Here is a 15,286-nt window from a genome sequence, read left to right on the forward strand (position 1 = left end):
TTCAAGTCGGCCGTGTCGTCATCCAGGGCCAGAGATTGTCGGCCTCCTGTTCGAGGACGAGGCCGCCGATCCAGTCGGCCCAGTAGCTGTCGGAGCCGAATTCATCCCGCCAGGACCAAAGCCGTCGGGTTCGGAAATGCAGATCATGCTCATAGGTGAAGCCGATGGCGCCATGAATCTGATGGGCGTGGGATGCGACGACGCCGGCCGCTTCACTAATCCGGGTTTTGGCAGCAGCGGCTTCGAACGTGCCGTCTATCTCGCCGGAAGCCGCAAGATCTGCCGCCTGGAAGGCGCCAAGCGCGGCGGCGCCGGAGGCGGCGGCAAGGCCGGCCATCTCCGCCATGTTCTGTTGGATGGCCTGGAACTTGCCGAGCGGACGGCCGAACTGGACACGGTCATTGGCATATTGCACGCTTGCCTCCAATATCCATTCAATCGCCCCCGCCATTTGCGACGACCGCATCATTGCGCCAAGCGCAAGGACGGCGAAAGACGTCAGACCCGCTGGGTCTTCTCCGGCGGCAACCACGGCCGAGTTGTCGAATTGGAGGGTATCCCGCGGTTCCGCCGCGATGCTCTGGTTTTCCGTGATTGAATAGGTTCCACCCCGGACCAGCGCGATGCCCTGATCCGTCACGACAACGACATGATCCGCCTTGCGGCCCCAGGGAACGCGCGTCGCCGTTCCTGTGACACAGTCTTTATCAAGCGTCAGTTTTTCGTCGATGCGGACGGGCGCAAGCACTGTAATGCCTTCAGGAGGCTCGATCCCGGCCTGCGCGAGAAGGTAATTCGCGAGTATATTTTCGACAACGGGAAGCGGTACTGCATGACGACCAACGGCGCGGGCAATAACTTCTGCATCCGCGAACTGGCCCCCCACGCCACCCATATTTTCCGGCACCAGGACATGCAAAAGACCGTTCTCGGCAATCGCCTTCCACAATTTTTCAGGAAAGACGGAAGTTTCCGCTGCTTCCTTCATGTCTTTCGTTACCTGATCGGAAAACAGCTTTTCCACCGTATCGGCCATGATTTGTCGAAGTTCGTTCATCGCAGGCCGAGCCCCCGTGCAATAATTCCCCGCAATATTTCCCGTGTTCCGCCCCGCAGCGAAAAGGATACGGCCGCCTGTGTGATGTAGGCGCGAACCTGTTCGAAATCGCTGGCGGCGGTAAGGCTTGCCTCGCCGCGGCCATACCGATGGGCGATCTCCGGCATATCCTGCTCGTAGATGGCGCCGAGATCCTTGACGACGGAGGCTTCAAGCGCCGGGTTCGATTGACTTTCCAGCTTGCCCGCAACCGAAATGGACATTCGTCGCAACGTCGCAAGATGGGCAATCAGGCGTCCGATCTGCTCCTGCGCGCGGCGGCTCGGGTCCATTTTTGCTTCCCGGATCAGCTCGATCAGCAGCTGGATCGACGACATATACCGTTCAGGACCGGAACGCTCGAACGCGAGCTCGGCCGTTACCTGCTGCCAGCCATCTCCTTCCGCGCCGATGCGGTCTTCCTCAGGCACGAAGAAATCTTCGAAAACCACCATGTTGAAATGTTTCTCACCGGCAAGATTCTTGATCGGATCGATGGTCAGGCCTTTGGTCTGCTTCAGGTTGATCAGGAACTGGCTCATCCCGGCATGCCGGTTTTCGGAGGGCGGGCTTGTCCGTACCAGCGCGATCATCCAATCGCAGTGATGGGCCCCGGTTGTCCAGACTTTAGTTCCGTTGATGAGATAACCGCCATCGACCTTTTCCGCTTTGGTGCGGATTGAGGCAAGGTCGGAGCCGCTATCCGGCTCACTCATCCCGATGCAGAAGAAAGATTCCCCCTTGATGATGCCGGGGAGGATGCGGTGGCATTGCTCCTCGGTTCCGAAGCGGAGGATCGTGGGGCCGCTCTGGCGGTCGGCGATCCAGTGGCTGCCGACCGGCGCGCCGTAGGCCAGCACTTCCTCCAGCAGGGCGTAGCGCTCAAAAAAGCTCCGTTCGCCGCCGCCGTATTGTTTCGGCCAGGTCATGCCGATCCAGCCTTTTTCGCCCATCTTGCGGGAAAAGTCGGGATCAAGTCCTGCCCAGGACCTGGACCTCAACACTGCCGGATAGTCGGCGAGTTCCGTTAGTAGAAAATCGCGCACTTCCTGCCGAAGGGCCTCCGCCTCCGGCGGCAGGCTGTATGGATCAAAATTGAAATACTGCATGGTAATCCGGTGTCCTCAAGTAACTTGTTATTATTTGTATGTGTCACCTGAATTGTAACGTCGTTCCTCAATTTATGACGGGTTAAGCCGATAACGTCAATTGATTGGCGCTTGTCGTGTCAATATACTGTTCGGATGATCGTGGAAAATTGACGGGGGAGAGGGTTATTTTTTGACGGCAAAGTCCTCCCAGAGCAAAGCGAAATATGTCGGGCTGGTCGGCGCGGTCTGGATTTCCGCATTTCTTGTCAGCCTTGATTATTCGGCCGTGACGCTCGCCTTGCCGACGATCGCCGTCCATTTTCATGCCGGGACCAGCATGGTTTCATGGGTCTCGATTTCTTATATGCTTGTGACGATTTCGCTGATGTTGCTTGCGGGCCCTTTTATCCGGCGGATCGGGTACCGGCGGGCGCTCTTTATCGGACTGTCGTTATTTACGATCGGCGCTATCGCCGCCGGATTCGCGTCGTCCCTCTTGATCTTCATCTTGATGCGTGTCTTCATCGGCTTGTCCCGCGCGTCTATTCCGGGATCGGCAGTTCTGCTTTCGCTTTTCGCGGCGGTGTGCGAAGCAGGAGCAAAAGCGGCGCCGAGGCCAGCATCACCCACATCATGAGGCTGAAATCATTGAGGAAGGCGATGGTTGCGGCCTGACGGGTTATTTCTTCATTCAGCGCGATAAGTCCGCTTGGTAGATGCCAGTTCCAGGCGTCCGGCAGCCAGGGCGATTGCATCGCGGCTCGGAAGGGAGTCATCCTGTCGGCCATACTGGCATGGTTCACTTGCGTATTCCGGGCCAGCATCGTGAAGACGATGGAGATGCCGATACTGCTGCCGATATTGCGCATCAGGCTGAACATGGCCGTCCCCTCATTGCGAAAATGCGGGGCAAGCGTCGAGAAGGAGAGGGTGCTGAGCGGCACGAAGATAAAGCCGAGACCGATCCCTTGCGTGATCCCGGTCCAGACAATGGTCGAGATGGATACTTCCGTCGTGAAACCGGACATTTCCCAAAGGGAAAACGAGGTCAGGCTGATACCGAACAGGATCAGGAGACGGGTATCCACCCGGCCCATGAGGCGGCCGACAACCACCATGGCCATCATCGTCCCGATGCCCCGCGGCGCCAGCACATAACCGGTCGTCAGCACCGGGAAGCCCATGAGGTTCTGCATAAACGGCGGCAGCAGCGCCATGGTCGCGAGCAGGATGACGCCGACCAGGAAGATCAGGATGAGGCCGACGGCGAAATTCCTGTCCTTGAACAGGCCGGGCTCGATGAAGGGCATTTTCGCCGTATACATATGGACGAGAAACATATAGAGGCAAAGGCCGGCAACGACCGCCTCGATGAGGATTTCATTGGACGAAAACCAGTCCTGGGACTGGCCACGGTCGAGCATCATCTGCAAGGAGCCGATGGCAAGGCTGAGAAGCGCAAAGCCGAAAAAATCGAAATTGCGCGCCTTGTCGCGTACTGTTTCGGGGACGAACGCGAGGATGCCGAGGAGTGCCAGAATGCCGAAGGGCAGGTTGATATAGAAAACCCAGCGCCAGTTGTAATATTCAGTGAGATAGCCGCCGAGGGTCGGGCCGAGGATCGGGCCAACCATGACGCCCATGCCCCACATGGCCATGGCGGAGCCATGCTTCTCCGTCGGGTAGGTATCGAGAAGGACGGCCTGCGAGAGCGGCACCAGCCCCGCACCGAAGACACCCTGAAGCAATCTGTAGAAAACAAGTTCGGTGAGCGACGTCGCCGCGCCGCAGAGCATTGAGGTGATGGTGAAGCCGGTGACCATGATCGCGAACAGGCGCTTGCGTCCGATGCGCGCGGCCAGCACGCCGGTCGGCGGTGTCATGATCGCGGCGGCCACGATATAGGAGGTGAGCACCCAGGAAATCTGGTCCTGGGTCGCCGACATGGTGCCTTGCATATGGGGCAGCGCCACATTGGCGATCGTCGTATCGAGCGCCTGCATGATCGTCGCCAGCATGATGGAACCGGTGATCAGGCCGCGCTCAAGAGGGGTGCTCCCGGTCGCCTGGGCGGTCATTTCCGGCTGGCCGTCTCGTCGGCGGTGGCCGCCGATACGCCATCAAACCACGTCAGCGCCGTGCGCACGAATTCGGGCATTGCGCGTTGGTGGCCCGTGTCGACCTCTATGGTCGCGCTCATCCCGGCCCGGAGCGGCGGATCATCCTTGTTCGCGATTACCTTGATCCGCAAGGGAATGCGCTGGACGACCTTGACCCAGTTCCCGGTCGCGTTTTGCGGGGGGATCACGGAAAATTCGGCGCCGGTCGCCTGACTTAGGCTCAGGACGGTGCCTTGCCATTCGCGATCCGGATAGGTGTCGACATGGATCGTCGCTGTCTGGCCGGGCTTGACATGGGTGAGGTCGGTTTCCTTGAAATTGGCCTCAACCCAGAAGTCCTTGTCAGCAATCAGGCTCATCACCGGGCTGCTGAAGGCGCCGTTGCCAATAACCTGCTGGCCGACGTCGGGCGTATTGCTGGCGATGCCGGCAAACGGCGCGCGGACGACTGTGCGCTCGAGGTTGAGCGCCGCCCGGTCTTTTGCCGCCATGGCGGCCTGATACAGCGCGTGCTCTTCAACGGGGATATCCGGATTGCCGCCAAGCTGCGCGGTGATTTCCGACATTTCCTGCTTTATGACGCGGACCTGTTGCTCCGCGACATCAAGGTCATGACGCGTCGCATCCAGCTTGCTGCGGGACAACGCGCTGCTCGCGATCAGTTTTGCCTGGCGTTCATATTCCTTTTTGGCATAGCCGATATTGGTGCGGGCGAGGGTTAGCTCCTCGCGTTTCTGGCGGTAGGTGGCTTTCAGGCTGGCGATTTCATCGCGCGCGCCGGCAAGGCCGGCTTCGGCTTCGGCAATGGCGATCCGGTAGGGCCTGTCATCGATGGTGAAGAGCACATCTCCGGCGGCAACCGGCTGGTTCTCATGCACGGGGACGGAGGAAATAAGGCCTGAAACTTCCGCCGCGATCATTACTTTATCCGCCTTGACATAGGCGTTGTCCGTCTCGACATAGCGGCCGCCGGTGATATAGATGGCGCCGCCGACGATAATGACCAGAAGCGGGCCGAGCAGCAGCAGCGCGTTCCGGATCCAGCGTTTTGAACGCGGGGGCGCTTTGCTGTCCTCTGCGCCCAGGTTCACGATCGCAGGTGTATCGGGCTTGCTTTCGTCCGGCACCGCAGGACTTTGCGATGGATCAGCTGCTCTTCGCGGCATTTGCAAGCCCTTTTTCTTCAAGATCATCATCCGCATCCACCCGGCAGCCTTCCGTTATCAGCAGGCTTTGCTTTATCCGTTGCAGCGACTTGATGAGATTTTCTCTCTCAGTCACCGAAAGATCGGCCATGGCGTCGTCCTGCGTCTTGGCTGCGCGTTCCCACATTTGGTCGAGCAGGGGCTGCGCTTCCGCCGTCAGGTATAACCGCACCGCGCGCCGGTCGTCCGGATCGGGCCGCCGGGTGACAAGACCTGCCTCCTCCAGGCGGTCGATCATCCGGGCGAGGGTAATCGGCTGCACCTCCAGTGAATCGGCGAGGGTAATCTGCTTCACCCCTTGCTTCCGCGACAGAAAGGCGAGGGCTCGCCATTGCGCCTGTGGAAGGCCCAGATCCTGCGCTCGCCGGTTAAGGTTCCGCCGCATCAGCCGCGTCACATCATTAATCAGAAAGCCGATGCTCTTCTCGGGGTTTTGCATATGAGTTCCTTATACTAAGGTATACATATAGTAAGCATAGTATATGAAATTTCAATAGCCTTAATCACAAAAAAACGCGCGCAGAATTTTTTTCAACGCGCGTCCTTCCTGTATTCCCCGGTCCGGGATGGTCGTCGCCAGCTTAGGCGGCTTTTTTCTCGCTTGCCCGTAGTTTGTCGAGGGCGCCCCGGGAAATATTGAAACGCTCGCCATATGCATCGGCAAGCTCCGCCGCCCGTTTGGCGAAGGCATCTATTCCAACGCCATGAACAAACTGGAGCGCGCCGCCGGTATGCGCCGGGAAACCGATGCCGAAAATGGAGCCGACATTTGCCTCCACCTCGTTTCGCAATACACCCTCATCGTAACAGCGAATTGTCTCGATCACCTGGCGGTATATGATCCGGTCCTCGACATCCCGCATCGGGATTTCGCTATTGCCCTTCATGAACTGCTCGACGCCGCGCCAGATGGATTTGCTGCCATCCGGGTTATAATCATAGAAGCCGCCACCATACTGTCGGCCACCGCGCTGCATTTCGACCATCTTGTGGTTGACGGCGATCGTGGCATCATTCCGGCTCGGGAAGCCGTTTTCAAGGCCGAGCCTCTTGTCGAGAACCTTATGCGTATCATGCACCTTTTTCTGCAGCACAAGGCTCACTTCATCCGCAACCGCGAGAGGTCCGACGGGCATGCCGACTTTCCAGGCCGCCCGCTCGATCAGGACCGGATCGACACCATCGACAATCAGGCTCGCCCCTTCGTCGGTGAAGGTGCCGAAGACGCGGGACGTGAAGAAGCCGCGGCTATCGTTGACGATGATCGGGATCTTGCCGATCTGCATGACATAGTCATAGGCCTTGCGGACGGTTTCTTCGCTGGTCTTTTCGCCGACGATCAGCTCCACGAGTTGCATCTTGTCGACAGGGGAGAAGAAATGTATGCCAATGAAACGCGCCGGATCCGGGCAGGATTGTGCCAGCAGGGAAATCGGCAAGGTTGAGGTATTGGAGCCGTAAATTCCGTCCGGCCCGAGTTGCTTGAAGGTTTCGGGGATGACTTTTTCTTTAAGCTCGATATCTTCGAAAACCGCCTCGATAATGATATCGGCACCCTCGAAATCGGCGTCATTGTCCGTCGGCGTTATGCGATCCAGCAATTCCTTGCCGGCCGCTTCTTTCATCTGGCCGCGTTTAATCCGTTTCTCGACGAGACCCTCGGAATAGGCCTTGCCCTTTTCCGTCTTCGCCATATCGGTATCTTTGAGGTAGACCGGCAGCCCGCGCGAGGCATGGGCCCAGGCAATCCCGGCGCCCATCATTCCGGCGCCGAGAACAGCGGAGCTTTTCGCTGCCCAGCGGTCGCCGGCCGGGCGCAGCTTGCCGTTCTTGATACCGTTGAGGCCAAAGAAAAAGGTGGAGATCGCCGCCTTGGCCTCGGGCGTTGCGACGAGGGCGCAGAGACCCCGGCTTTCCTGCCGAAGCGCACTTTCAAATCCCATGCGCATTGAATTCACGGCGATATCGACAATTTTCTCGGGCGCTGGCATCAGTCCTCGCGTCCGCTTGAAGAGCAGTGTCGGGGCCACCGTCGCCGTCATGCGGATGTTCGGTGCGTCCGCGTGCCCTCCCGGATATTTGAACCCTTTCTGGTCCCATGGCTGCGCTGCATTGCCGGGATTGGCCTTGATCCAGGCCTTCGCGGCCGGAACAAGGTCCTCTTCCGTCGCGACGATTTCATCGACCATGCCTTCCTTCAGCGCATCGGCGGGCTTGGCCGGCTTGCCTTCAAGGAGGCGCGGCAGCGCCTTTTCAAGGCCGAGCAGCGCGGTCAGGCGGACAACGCCACCGGCGCCTGGCAACAGTCCAAGCGTCACCTCGGGAAGCCCGACGATGGCCTTGGGGTTGTCAACGACAATGCGATGATTACAGGCGAGGCAAAGCTCATATCCGCCGCCGAGCGCCGCGCCGTTGATGGCGGCGACGACCGGTACCGGCAGTTTCTCGATGCGCCGGAAATACCCCTTGGAAGTCTCAATATAATTGAAGAAATCTTCCGTGCTCGTGCCGGTGCTGAGGATGGAGTTGAGATCGGCGCCGGCAAAAAACGTATTCTTGGCAGAGGCGAAGATGACGCCTGTGAGACCTTCTTCCGTTTCGAGGCGGGAAATCGTCTCGCTCATGAAGCCGTCATAGGCGTCGCTCATGGTATTTGCCGATTGGCCCGGCATATCCATGGTCACAGTGACGATGCCGTCAGCGTCTTTTTCAAAAATAAATCCTGACATGTCAGCGGCCTCCCTTATACGCGTTCAATGATGGAGGCGATCCCCATGCCACCGCCGACACACATGCACAGAAGCGCCCGCTTCAATTTGCGCCGTTCAAGCTCGTCCAGCATCGTTGAGACGAGACAGCCGCCGGTTGCGCCGAGCGGATGGCCCATGGCGATTGCGCCGCCGACCACATTGAGCTTCTCGTCCGGCACGTTGAGATCGCGCTGCAGGCGGAGGGCGACGGAGGCAAAGGCCTCGTTGATTTCGACAAGGTCGATATCGTCAATGGTCAGGCCCGCCTTTTCCAGCGCCTTCTTCGACGCAGGACCGGGGCCCGTCAGCATGATCGTGGGATCGGTCGCGGTCAGTGCGATGGCGCGAACCCGTCCGCGAGGTGTCAGGCCAAGTTCCTTGCCAATCTTTTCATTGCCGACCATCACGAGCGACGCCCCGTCCACGATGCCCGAGGAATTGCCGGGCGTATGGACATGGTTGATCCGCTCGACATGGGGGTAGCGGACGAGCGCCACCTCGTCATAGCCCATTGCGCCCGGACCCGCGAAACTCGGCTTCAGGCTGCCGAGAGTCTGCATATCGGTATCCGGTTTGATGAAATCATCTTTTTCCAGAATGATCAGGCCGTTTTCGTCGCGAACCGGGACGACGGACCGGTCGAACCATCCGCTGTCCCGCGCCTTCGCGGCAAGCTTCTGGCTGCGAACGGCGAATTCGTCGACGTCATCGCGGCTCCATCCCTCGATCGTTGCGATCAGATCGGCGCCGATGCCCTGCGGCACGAAACCGGTCGCAAGCACCGTTTCAGGATCTTCCGCGAAAGGGCCGCCGTCGCTTCCCATCGGTACACGGCTCATGCTTTCGTAGCCGCCGGCGCAGACGAGGTCTTCCCAGCCACTTGCGACTTTTGCTGCGGCGGTATTGAAGGTATCGAGGCCGGAGGCGCAGAAACGGTTGAGCTGCGCGCCCGGCACACTTTCGTCCCAGCCGGCGACCTGCAGGGCCACCTTCGGGAGCACCGAACCTTGTTCCTTGACCGGCGCAACGCATCCGAGCATGACGTCATCGACGCGGGAGGTGTCGAGGTCATGCCGCCGCTGCATTTCGTTCAGCAATGTCGTTACGAGTTGGATGGGTTTCACTTCGTTGAGCGAGCCGTCCGCCTTGCCCTTCGATCGGGGCGTGCGGATTGCGTCATAAATGAAGGCTGCTTCTGTCATTGCCATTATCTCCTGATGAGGTACCTTGCCGGTCCTGATTATTCTTTTTTTCGGCGACAAATAGGGCACCAGTCTACGCCCGGGCGCGCCGGGGCGTCAATGGCGACAGACTGGCAGCAGGAAAATAAAATGAAGAAAGGCGAGCTGGATTAAGCCTGGTCTTTCAACGCCGCGCCGATAAATTCCATCGCATCGCCGAGAGAGGCAATTCCGGCGATTTCGGCGGCTGAAAACTGCATGTCGAAGGTGTATTCCAACTCCTCGATCAAGGCCATATGGGCGAGGGAATCCCAGCCGTCCGTATTGAAGGGCGTCGAGTCGGCCGACAGGCCCGAAGCATCGACGTTGAAGCAGCTGGCGGCGACCGCGCAGACTTTTTCTTCGAGACTGGCGGTGTCATCGACGGCTTCCGCTCCGCTTCCGTCGACCTCAGGCGCTGCCTTAGCGGCAAGCGCCTTCAGCTCCGCCATCTGGACCTTGCCGGAGGCACCTCGCGGTAACGCGTCCATGATCCGGAATTCGGCGGGCGTTCGCTCGGCGCTTAAGTGCTGACGACAGAAGGCGAAGGCGTCGGCGGCGGTAATCGTCTGTCCGGGCTGCGGCGCAAGGGCGGCCACCAATTTCTCTCCGCGTGTTGCATCGGGAAGGCCGAAGGCAACGGCCTCGGCAACGCCCGGCATCGTCGAGAGGACGATTGTTATCGATTCCGGATGGATCGTCGCGCCCGCAGAGACAATCGCCGTTTTCTTCCGGCCGACAAACTCATAAACTCCGTCGCTGCCAACCCGGACATAATCGCCGGTATGAAAGGCGCCGTTGCGCAGGACTCCCGCCGTTATCTCCGGCGCGTTGAAATAGCCGCGCATGATGGTCGGCCCGGATAGGACGAGTTCGCCGAATTCCCCCTCCGCAACCGGCTGGAGATTGTCATCAAGGACGGCGGCGGTGCAGCCATAGGGCCGACCGAGCGATCCTATCCGCCGCGTCTCGTCCGCAGGTCCGGCAAAAAGCGCGTCGCAAACGACTTCGCTCAGGCCATAGGCATTGACGACGGGTACGCCGAAGGTCTCCTCGACGTGGCTCCAAAGCTGCGCATCAAGGAGGTCGGCGCTGCAGAGAATGAAGCGGAAATGATCTCCTTGAAAGGCGTCTTTTCGATCACCGGCAAGGCGCGCCACGATCCGGAGCATGGCGGGCACCGTAATGAAATGGGTTATCTTCTCGGCGCGGATCGCATCGAGGATGGTCGGAACATTCTGGACCGAGAAGGGAATGCGCCGGTAGAGCGAACCGCCGAACCACAGGGCGGATAGGGGACCGCGGATCAGTCCGTCCACATGATGGAGCGGGAGCAGATTCAGCAGCCGCATTTCGCTATCAAAGCCATAGACATCCGCAAAGATGGCAAGCTGCGCGATCAGATTTTCGTAAGTCAGTTCCACCGCCTTCGGCGTCGAGGTTGTCCCGGAGGTCAGAACCAGAAGCGCGACGTCCGGTTTTTGTCCGGCGTCCGGCCATGGCACCGGGTCCGTATCCGCCAATGCGGCCGACAAGAATTCCCTGATTTTCCGGATACGGGGGGCCGCCATCACGCCATCCAGATTGGCGGCCGTTATCATGCTCTCATCTGCGAAGAGCGCGGCGGGATCGCAAACGCCGATCAGCTCAGCGAGTTCCGGCCCGGTTGTTTGCGCATCGCCGATGACCGGCGTGATGCCGGCACGGAGTAGGGTGAGGAAATATTTCACCGTCGCATCCTCGTCCTTGGAGACGATCAGAACGCGGTCTCCGGGCGTAAGGCCGAATTCAAGGAGGGCTGTCCCGAGGCGGTCAATATCGGTCGCGAGATCGCGATAGGTGAGGGAGCCGTTCGCGAGGTCAGCAAACGGCTTTTGGCGGTTCTCGCCGAGTGCCGCGTCGAAACGGGCGCAGAAAAAATCGAAGGGATGAATGCCAGGATTGATCGGCATCTCAAACATTGTCTTGTTCCTTATTTGTTAACAGTTGTCGTAGCTTGCCGGCCAGAACCGCCGCATTGTCCGGATTGCTGAGCATGGTCAGATGATCGCCCGGCACGGTTATCAGCGATAAGGGACCGTCGATCATGGACGACCAGCCCAGGTCATCCAGACGATGACCCCAGCGTAAATCCATTGCGCGAAAGACAGTTGCTGAGCCGGTCCAGGGGCGGGGTCGGTATGTCGCCATCTTTCCATAGAGTTGGCGAATAATCATCCGGTGTGCTTCGGCATGCCGGCTTAGATCCATTCTGATCTGGCCATAGCGATGCAGGATCAACGGGTTCTGCCCCCCGGGTAAAAGACGTTTCCAGTTATGTGCGATAAAGCGGGCGCAATAGAATAATTCCTGCACGGGATAGAGTCTCAGACGGGCCAGGAATTCCCTTGGCTGGATGCGCATGTCGAGAATAATCAGCTGTCCCGCATTTGCGGCCGGATCATTTACATGCCGTGCTGTCTCAAAAGCAAGCAGACCGGCGAAAGAAAATCCGGCGATATGAAGGGGTTGCGGCAGATTTGCGCGTCGAAGGTCCTCTGCGAAGCGTTTTGCAATATCGACAAGGCTCAATCTATCAAGATTTTCCACCATCTCCGGCGCAAGACGCATGCCGTAACAGGAAATGTCTTCCACAAGTGCCCGCACCAGCGGTTGCGCATAGATCACATTCCCGCCAAAATCTGGCAGAAACACAAGACTGCCGGCCTTCGCCGTCTTGTTCATCCGGACAATAGTGCGCGGCATTTCGGGCGCGGTCATTTGCATATTCAAATCCCGTTTTCCTTGTGCGCGACTTTATGAAAAGGGAGCCGCGCATTGCCGGTGGTGCGTTCAATTTCGGCGGCATCGCATTTTCGCTTGAGGCCGGCTTCGGCAATCTCGTTAAATTCAGGTTCGCGAAACCAGAAGGCATTGTAGGTCGCTTCAAGCCCCACGCCGCGTTCCGCTTTATGTTCGCCGGTCGTTCCGAAATCAACCGCCTCTACGCCTGTTTCAATCGCGTATTCGATGGTCTGGTATAACCCTTGTTCGAAATGGAGAAAGCGGATTGTCCCGTCATGTCCCCAATGTTGACCAAAGAGCTTGTCGGGGGCAATAAACGTGAGCTGCGCCGCGACCGGTTCCGTTCCCAGATAGGCGATAGTAAGTTCGAGGTTCTCTGGCATGGTCCGAAATAATTGTTCGAAATAGGCCTTATTATGCCAAATTTTCGTATGATTATAATCGTATGTCGACTGATATAGTTTAAAGAATAAGGGCGCCAGTTCCGGGATAACCGATTTGTCGCAGTAACGTTTGAAGCAGATGTTTTGTTCGCTGATTTTGCGGCGTTCCTTCCGAATGCGATGTCGGCCTCGCTTATTCATACGCGTCAGGAAATCTTCGAAACTTTTGTCTCCGGCCTGGCGCCAGACATAGACGTTGCCTTCGCTTTGCAAAAAACCGGCGGCGTTTGTGGCATCCCTGTCCACCGCCGTCATATAAGCAATCTGGACCGAAGAGGCATTTTCTTTTTCAGCGAGCTTTTTAAGCGTTTCAAGAAGCATACTGCGTGATCGTGTTTCATTAACACCTTCGCGGACAAGAAGTCGCGGGCCGGTGATGGGAGTCATCGGCACTTCAACTTGCAGTTTCGGATAATAGGGCCCGACGGCGCGTCCGTGAGCCATAGCGAAACCAAGATCGACGCCAAGCTCGCCTTCCGAATGCTCCTTGAGATATGCCGGCGCCGCCGCGATGGCCTGGCCCATGGCATCACGGATCAGGATATGGCGGGGAGTAAAGCCGTTTTCGGTGCTGACAATTCCGCTTTCTTCAAGTGCGAGGAGATGCTGATGCCAAACATAAGGATTGGTCGGTCCGGCGCACAAATCCCAATCTTCGGGCGCGATATCGGAGATTGCTTCGTGGATGGTTACGGTCCAGCCGTCAATATTCGAAACGGCGTTCATTTGTCCGTCCTCTCGGGTTTGCTTGACTTTAGGCGCTGACCGCTCGCTCTGCGAGGGTCGGCGACAGCCTGCAGGCCGTCGCTGGGATCATCGGCGACAAGGCAGATGGAGGGGCGACTGATACCGCTTGCGGCACCAAACGCTGATTTGTGGCCACGTGCCGTCAGGGCATCCAGAAAATCTTCATTGATGGCCTCTTCCACCATGACCTTATCGGCTGAGGCGAGGTGCGGTTCGGTTGACGACGGAATGCTATGCGTAAAAACACGGGGCGCGGCAACGGCATCGACAAGGGGGAGACCCTGGGCAATATGTCCGGCGAGAGTTTGTGCCATCGCCTGCAATTGCAGGTCCGCGCCGGGACCGCCGCCGGCGATGACGCCGCCGTTGGCCGTTTTAAATATCATCGGATAGGCGCTGACGCGGGGGCGTTTGCCGGGCCGGAGGGAGGCTGGATGATCACCCGCGACATAACTTTGCGCACCGCGAGTGGAAAGAACAAAGCCAAGCTCCGGGACCACGGGTCCGTCAAAGGATGCGTCGCTTGGTGTCGACGCAAAGATGTTCCCCTCGCCGTCGATAATGGCCGCTACGGAGGTATCGAGTGACAATTCCCCGGTCTCCGGTGCCGTCATTCCGCTTCTCATGGCAGTTGAGTGCCCCCGAAACTCCCCCGCCGGAGGGAGCGGGCTGGCGGCTTTATGTTTGTCGATCAATGAGGCGCGCGCTTTCGTATATTCCGGTGACAGCAATTCCGTCAATGGGACATCGATGAATTCCGGATCACCGTAATAGGCCTCCCGATCGACGAGCGCGAGCTTGAGTGCCTCAATGATCAGGTGAAAGGCATCGACCGAGCAAGAAGGTAATTTACTGATCCCATAGGCGTCCAGAATCTGCAGCGCCTGCGACAGGGCGGGGGCCTGCGTCCAGGGACCGGGGGTGAAGAGGGTTCCGCTGAAAACACTTGCGGTGGTCGCGGATACAACGGGCGTTTTGTGGGCGGCCAGATCGGCATGCGTCAGCCATCCGTCATGATTCTTGACGTGACGGATCATGATATTGGCCATGTCGCCCTTGTAGAAAAGATCGCGGACGGCCTGAAGTCCGCCGGTTCGTCCCTTTTTTGCGCTGCCTTTGCGATCCGCATCAACAAGCGTGCCAATGCAGTCGGCGAGTTTCGACTGGACAAACAAGTGGCCGACGTCTATCGGCGCGTCATTCACGAGCCAGAATTTGGCATTTTCGCCCATCCGCATGTACGACCGCTGGAACTGGGCGGAGCAGGCCGCAAGATCCTCATGCGCGGGGAATCCCTCTTTCGCCAGCGATTGTGCGGGAGACGCCACATCGGCAAAACTCATGCTGCCAAAGCGCGCGAGCGCCGTGAGCCAGGCATCGGGTGCCGCGGGAACCACGGTCCTGAGAATGCCTTGCGGGATCCGGCCGCGATGGTTGGTTTCAAAATATTGTGGATCGGCGCTGGTGGGCCATCGGCCGGCGCCTTCAATGGAATAGCAGCGGTCTTCTCCGGCGAGATAGACGAGGATGGGCGCAACGCCGCCGAACTGGACCTGTTCGGAATGCAGAACCGTCAGCGCGATGGAGGCGGCTACTCCGGCGTCGACGGCATTGCCGCCGACATCAAGAATATCTGCGGCAATTCCGGCGGCCAGATCATGGCCCGCGGATACCGCATAGCTGTTGTTTTTCGTAGCCATAGTTGCGCTCTTCTGGCTCGCTTTATTTCCCAATTTTATATTCCAAGCTGACCGGTCACGGATTGTTGCCGCAGTATGGCGCAAATTGGGTTAAAATTTTCTTTAATGGCACATCAATGGGGGCTGGCAG

12 protein-coding genes are annotated in these 15,286 nt (G+C 58.5%); 1 reads left to right on the forward strand and 11 read right to left on the reverse strand.

Annotation, left to right across the window (positions count from 1 at the left end; all coding sequences use genetic code 11):
• Nucleotide 1: 1 nt before the first annotated feature.
• Nucleotides 2-1,057: an acyl-CoA dehydrogenase family protein gene (locus GQF03_RS11100; protein WP_161339336.1), complete on the reverse strand. Its 1,056-nt coding sequence runs from the start codon at nt 1,055-1,057 to the stop codon at nt 2-4.
• The gene (locus GQF03_RS11105; protein WP_161339337.1) at nt 1,054-2,205 is read right to left on the reverse strand and encodes an acyl-CoA dehydrogenase family protein; all 1,152 of its coding nucleotides are present in this window, start codon (nt 2,203-2,205) and stop codon (nt 1,054-1,056) included. Before GQF03_RS11105 ends, GQF03_RS11100 begins: the two co-directional genes overlap by 4 nt.
• Nucleotides 2,206-2,377: 172 nt before the next feature.
• Here GQF03_RS11105 and GQF03_RS11110 point away from each other — a divergent pair, with 172 nt between their 5' ends.
• Nucleotides 2,378-2,824, forward strand: a complete 447-nt coding sequence (locus tag GQF03_RS11110; RefSeq protein WP_161339338.1) for an MFS transporter — start codon at nt 2,378-2,380, stop codon at nt 2,822-2,824.
• Here GQF03_RS11110 and GQF03_RS11115 read toward each other — a convergent pair.
• The 9 genes from GQF03_RS11115 to GQF03_RS11155 form a co-directional block, all read right to left on the reverse strand.
• Entirely contained in the window at nt 2,730-4,265 is a 1,536-nt protein-coding gene (locus GQF03_RS11115) for a DHA2 family efflux MFS transporter permease subunit (RefSeq protein ID WP_162858465.1), read from the reverse strand. The genes GQF03_RS11110 and GQF03_RS11115 overlap by 95 nt on opposite strands.
• On the reverse strand, nt 4,262-5,473 hold the full coding sequence (locus GQF03_RS11120) for an HlyD family secretion protein (RefSeq protein WP_161339339.1): 1,212 nt from the start codon (nt 5,471-5,473) through the stop codon (nt 4,262-4,264). The genes GQF03_RS11115 and GQF03_RS11120 overlap by 4 nt, the downstream gene beginning before the upstream one ends.
• Nucleotides 5,454-5,951: a MarR family winged helix-turn-helix transcriptional regulator gene (locus GQF03_RS11125; protein WP_161339340.1), complete on the reverse strand. Its 498-nt coding sequence runs from the start codon at nt 5,949-5,951 to the stop codon at nt 5,454-5,456. Before GQF03_RS11125 ends, GQF03_RS11120 begins: the two co-directional genes overlap by 20 nt.
• Nucleotides 5,952-6,093: 142 nt before the next feature.
• Nucleotides 6,094-8,241, reverse strand: coding sequence for a 3-hydroxyacyl-CoA dehydrogenase NAD-binding domain-containing protein (locus tag GQF03_RS11130; protein WP_161339341.1), 2,148 nt, complete (start codon nt 8,239-8,241; stop codon nt 6,094-6,096).
• A gap of 14 nt (nt 8,242-8,255) precedes the next feature.
• Nucleotides 8,256-9,464 (reverse strand): acetyl-CoA C-acetyltransferase, encoded by a 1,209-nt coding sequence (locus GQF03_RS11135; protein WP_161339342.1) that lies wholly within the window; start codon nt 9,462-9,464, stop codon nt 8,256-8,258.
• 149 nt (nt 9,465-9,613) lie between these two features.
• Nucleotides 9,614-11,443 (reverse strand): AMP-binding protein, encoded by a 1,830-nt coding sequence (locus GQF03_RS11140; protein ID WP_161339343.1) that lies wholly within the window; start codon nt 11,441-11,443, stop codon nt 9,614-9,616.
• Nucleotides 11,436-12,248, reverse strand: coding sequence for a thioesterase domain-containing protein (locus GQF03_RS11145; protein ID WP_161339344.1), 813 nt, complete (start codon nt 12,246-12,248; stop codon nt 11,436-11,438). Before GQF03_RS11145 ends, GQF03_RS11140 begins: the two co-directional genes overlap by 8 nt.
• A 2-nt stretch (nt 12,249-12,250) precedes the next feature.
• Nucleotides 12,251-13,435 carry a GNAT family N-acetyltransferase gene (locus GQF03_RS11150; protein ID WP_161339345.1) on the reverse strand — a complete coding sequence of 395 codons (1,185 nt, stop codon included), beginning with the start codon at nt 13,433-13,435 and terminating at the stop codon, nt 12,251-12,253.
• Nucleotides 13,432-15,156, reverse strand: coding sequence for a gamma-glutamyltransferase family protein (locus GQF03_RS11155; protein WP_161339346.1), 1,725 nt, complete (start codon nt 15,154-15,156; stop codon nt 13,432-13,434). Before GQF03_RS11155 ends, GQF03_RS11150 begins: the two co-directional genes overlap by 4 nt.
• Nucleotides 15,157-15,286 lie beyond the last annotated feature (130 nt).

The sequence above is a fragment of the Sneathiella chungangensis genome, from assembly GCF_009882935.1.
In the GTDB taxonomy this organism is placed as follows: Bacteria; Pseudomonadota; Alphaproteobacteria; order Sneathiellales; family Sneathiellaceae; genus Sneathiella; species Sneathiella chungangensis.

Bases quoted from the DNA above. Each gene is read 5' to 3' on its own strand.
- GQF03_RS11100 (WP_161339336.1), bottom strand. From the start codon at position 1,057: ATGAACGAACTTCGACAAATCATGGCCGATACGGTGGAAAAGCTGTTT.
- GQF03_RS11105 (WP_161339337.1), bottom strand. From the start codon at position 2,205: ATGCAGTATTTCAATTTTGATCCATACAGCCTGCCGCCGGAGGCGGAG.
- GQF03_RS11115 (WP_162858465.1), bottom strand. From the start codon at position 4,265: ATGACCGCCCAGGCGACCGGGAGCACCCCTCTTGAGCGCGGCCTGATC.
- GQF03_RS11120 (WP_161339339.1), bottom strand. From the start codon at position 5,473: ATGCCGCGAAGAGCAGCTGATCCATCGCAAAGTCCTGCGGTGCCGGAC.
- GQF03_RS11125 (WP_161339340.1), bottom strand. From the start codon at position 5,951: ATGCAAAACCCCGAGAAGAGCATCGGCTTTCTGATTAATGATGTGACG.
- GQF03_RS11130 (WP_161339341.1), bottom strand. From the start codon at position 8,241: ATGTCAGGATTTATTTTTGAAAAAGACGCTGACGGCATCGTCACTGTG.
- GQF03_RS11135 (WP_161339342.1), bottom strand. From the start codon at position 9,464: ATGACAGAAGCAGCCTTCATTTATGACGCAATCCGCACGCCCCGATCG.
- GQF03_RS11140 (WP_161339343.1), bottom strand. From the start codon at position 11,443: ATGTTTGAGATGCCGATCAATCCTGGCATTCATCCCTTCGATTTTTTC.
- GQF03_RS11145 (WP_161339344.1), bottom strand. From the start codon at position 12,248: ATGCAAATGACCGCGCCCGAAATGCCGCGCACTATTGTCCGGATGAAC.
- GQF03_RS11150 (WP_161339345.1), bottom strand. From the start codon at position 13,435: ATGAACGCCGTTTCGAATATTGACGGCTGGACCGTAACCATCCACGAA.
- GQF03_RS11155 (WP_161339346.1), bottom strand. From the start codon at position 15,156: ATGGCTACGAAAAACAACAGCTATGCGGTATCCGCGGGCCATGATCTG.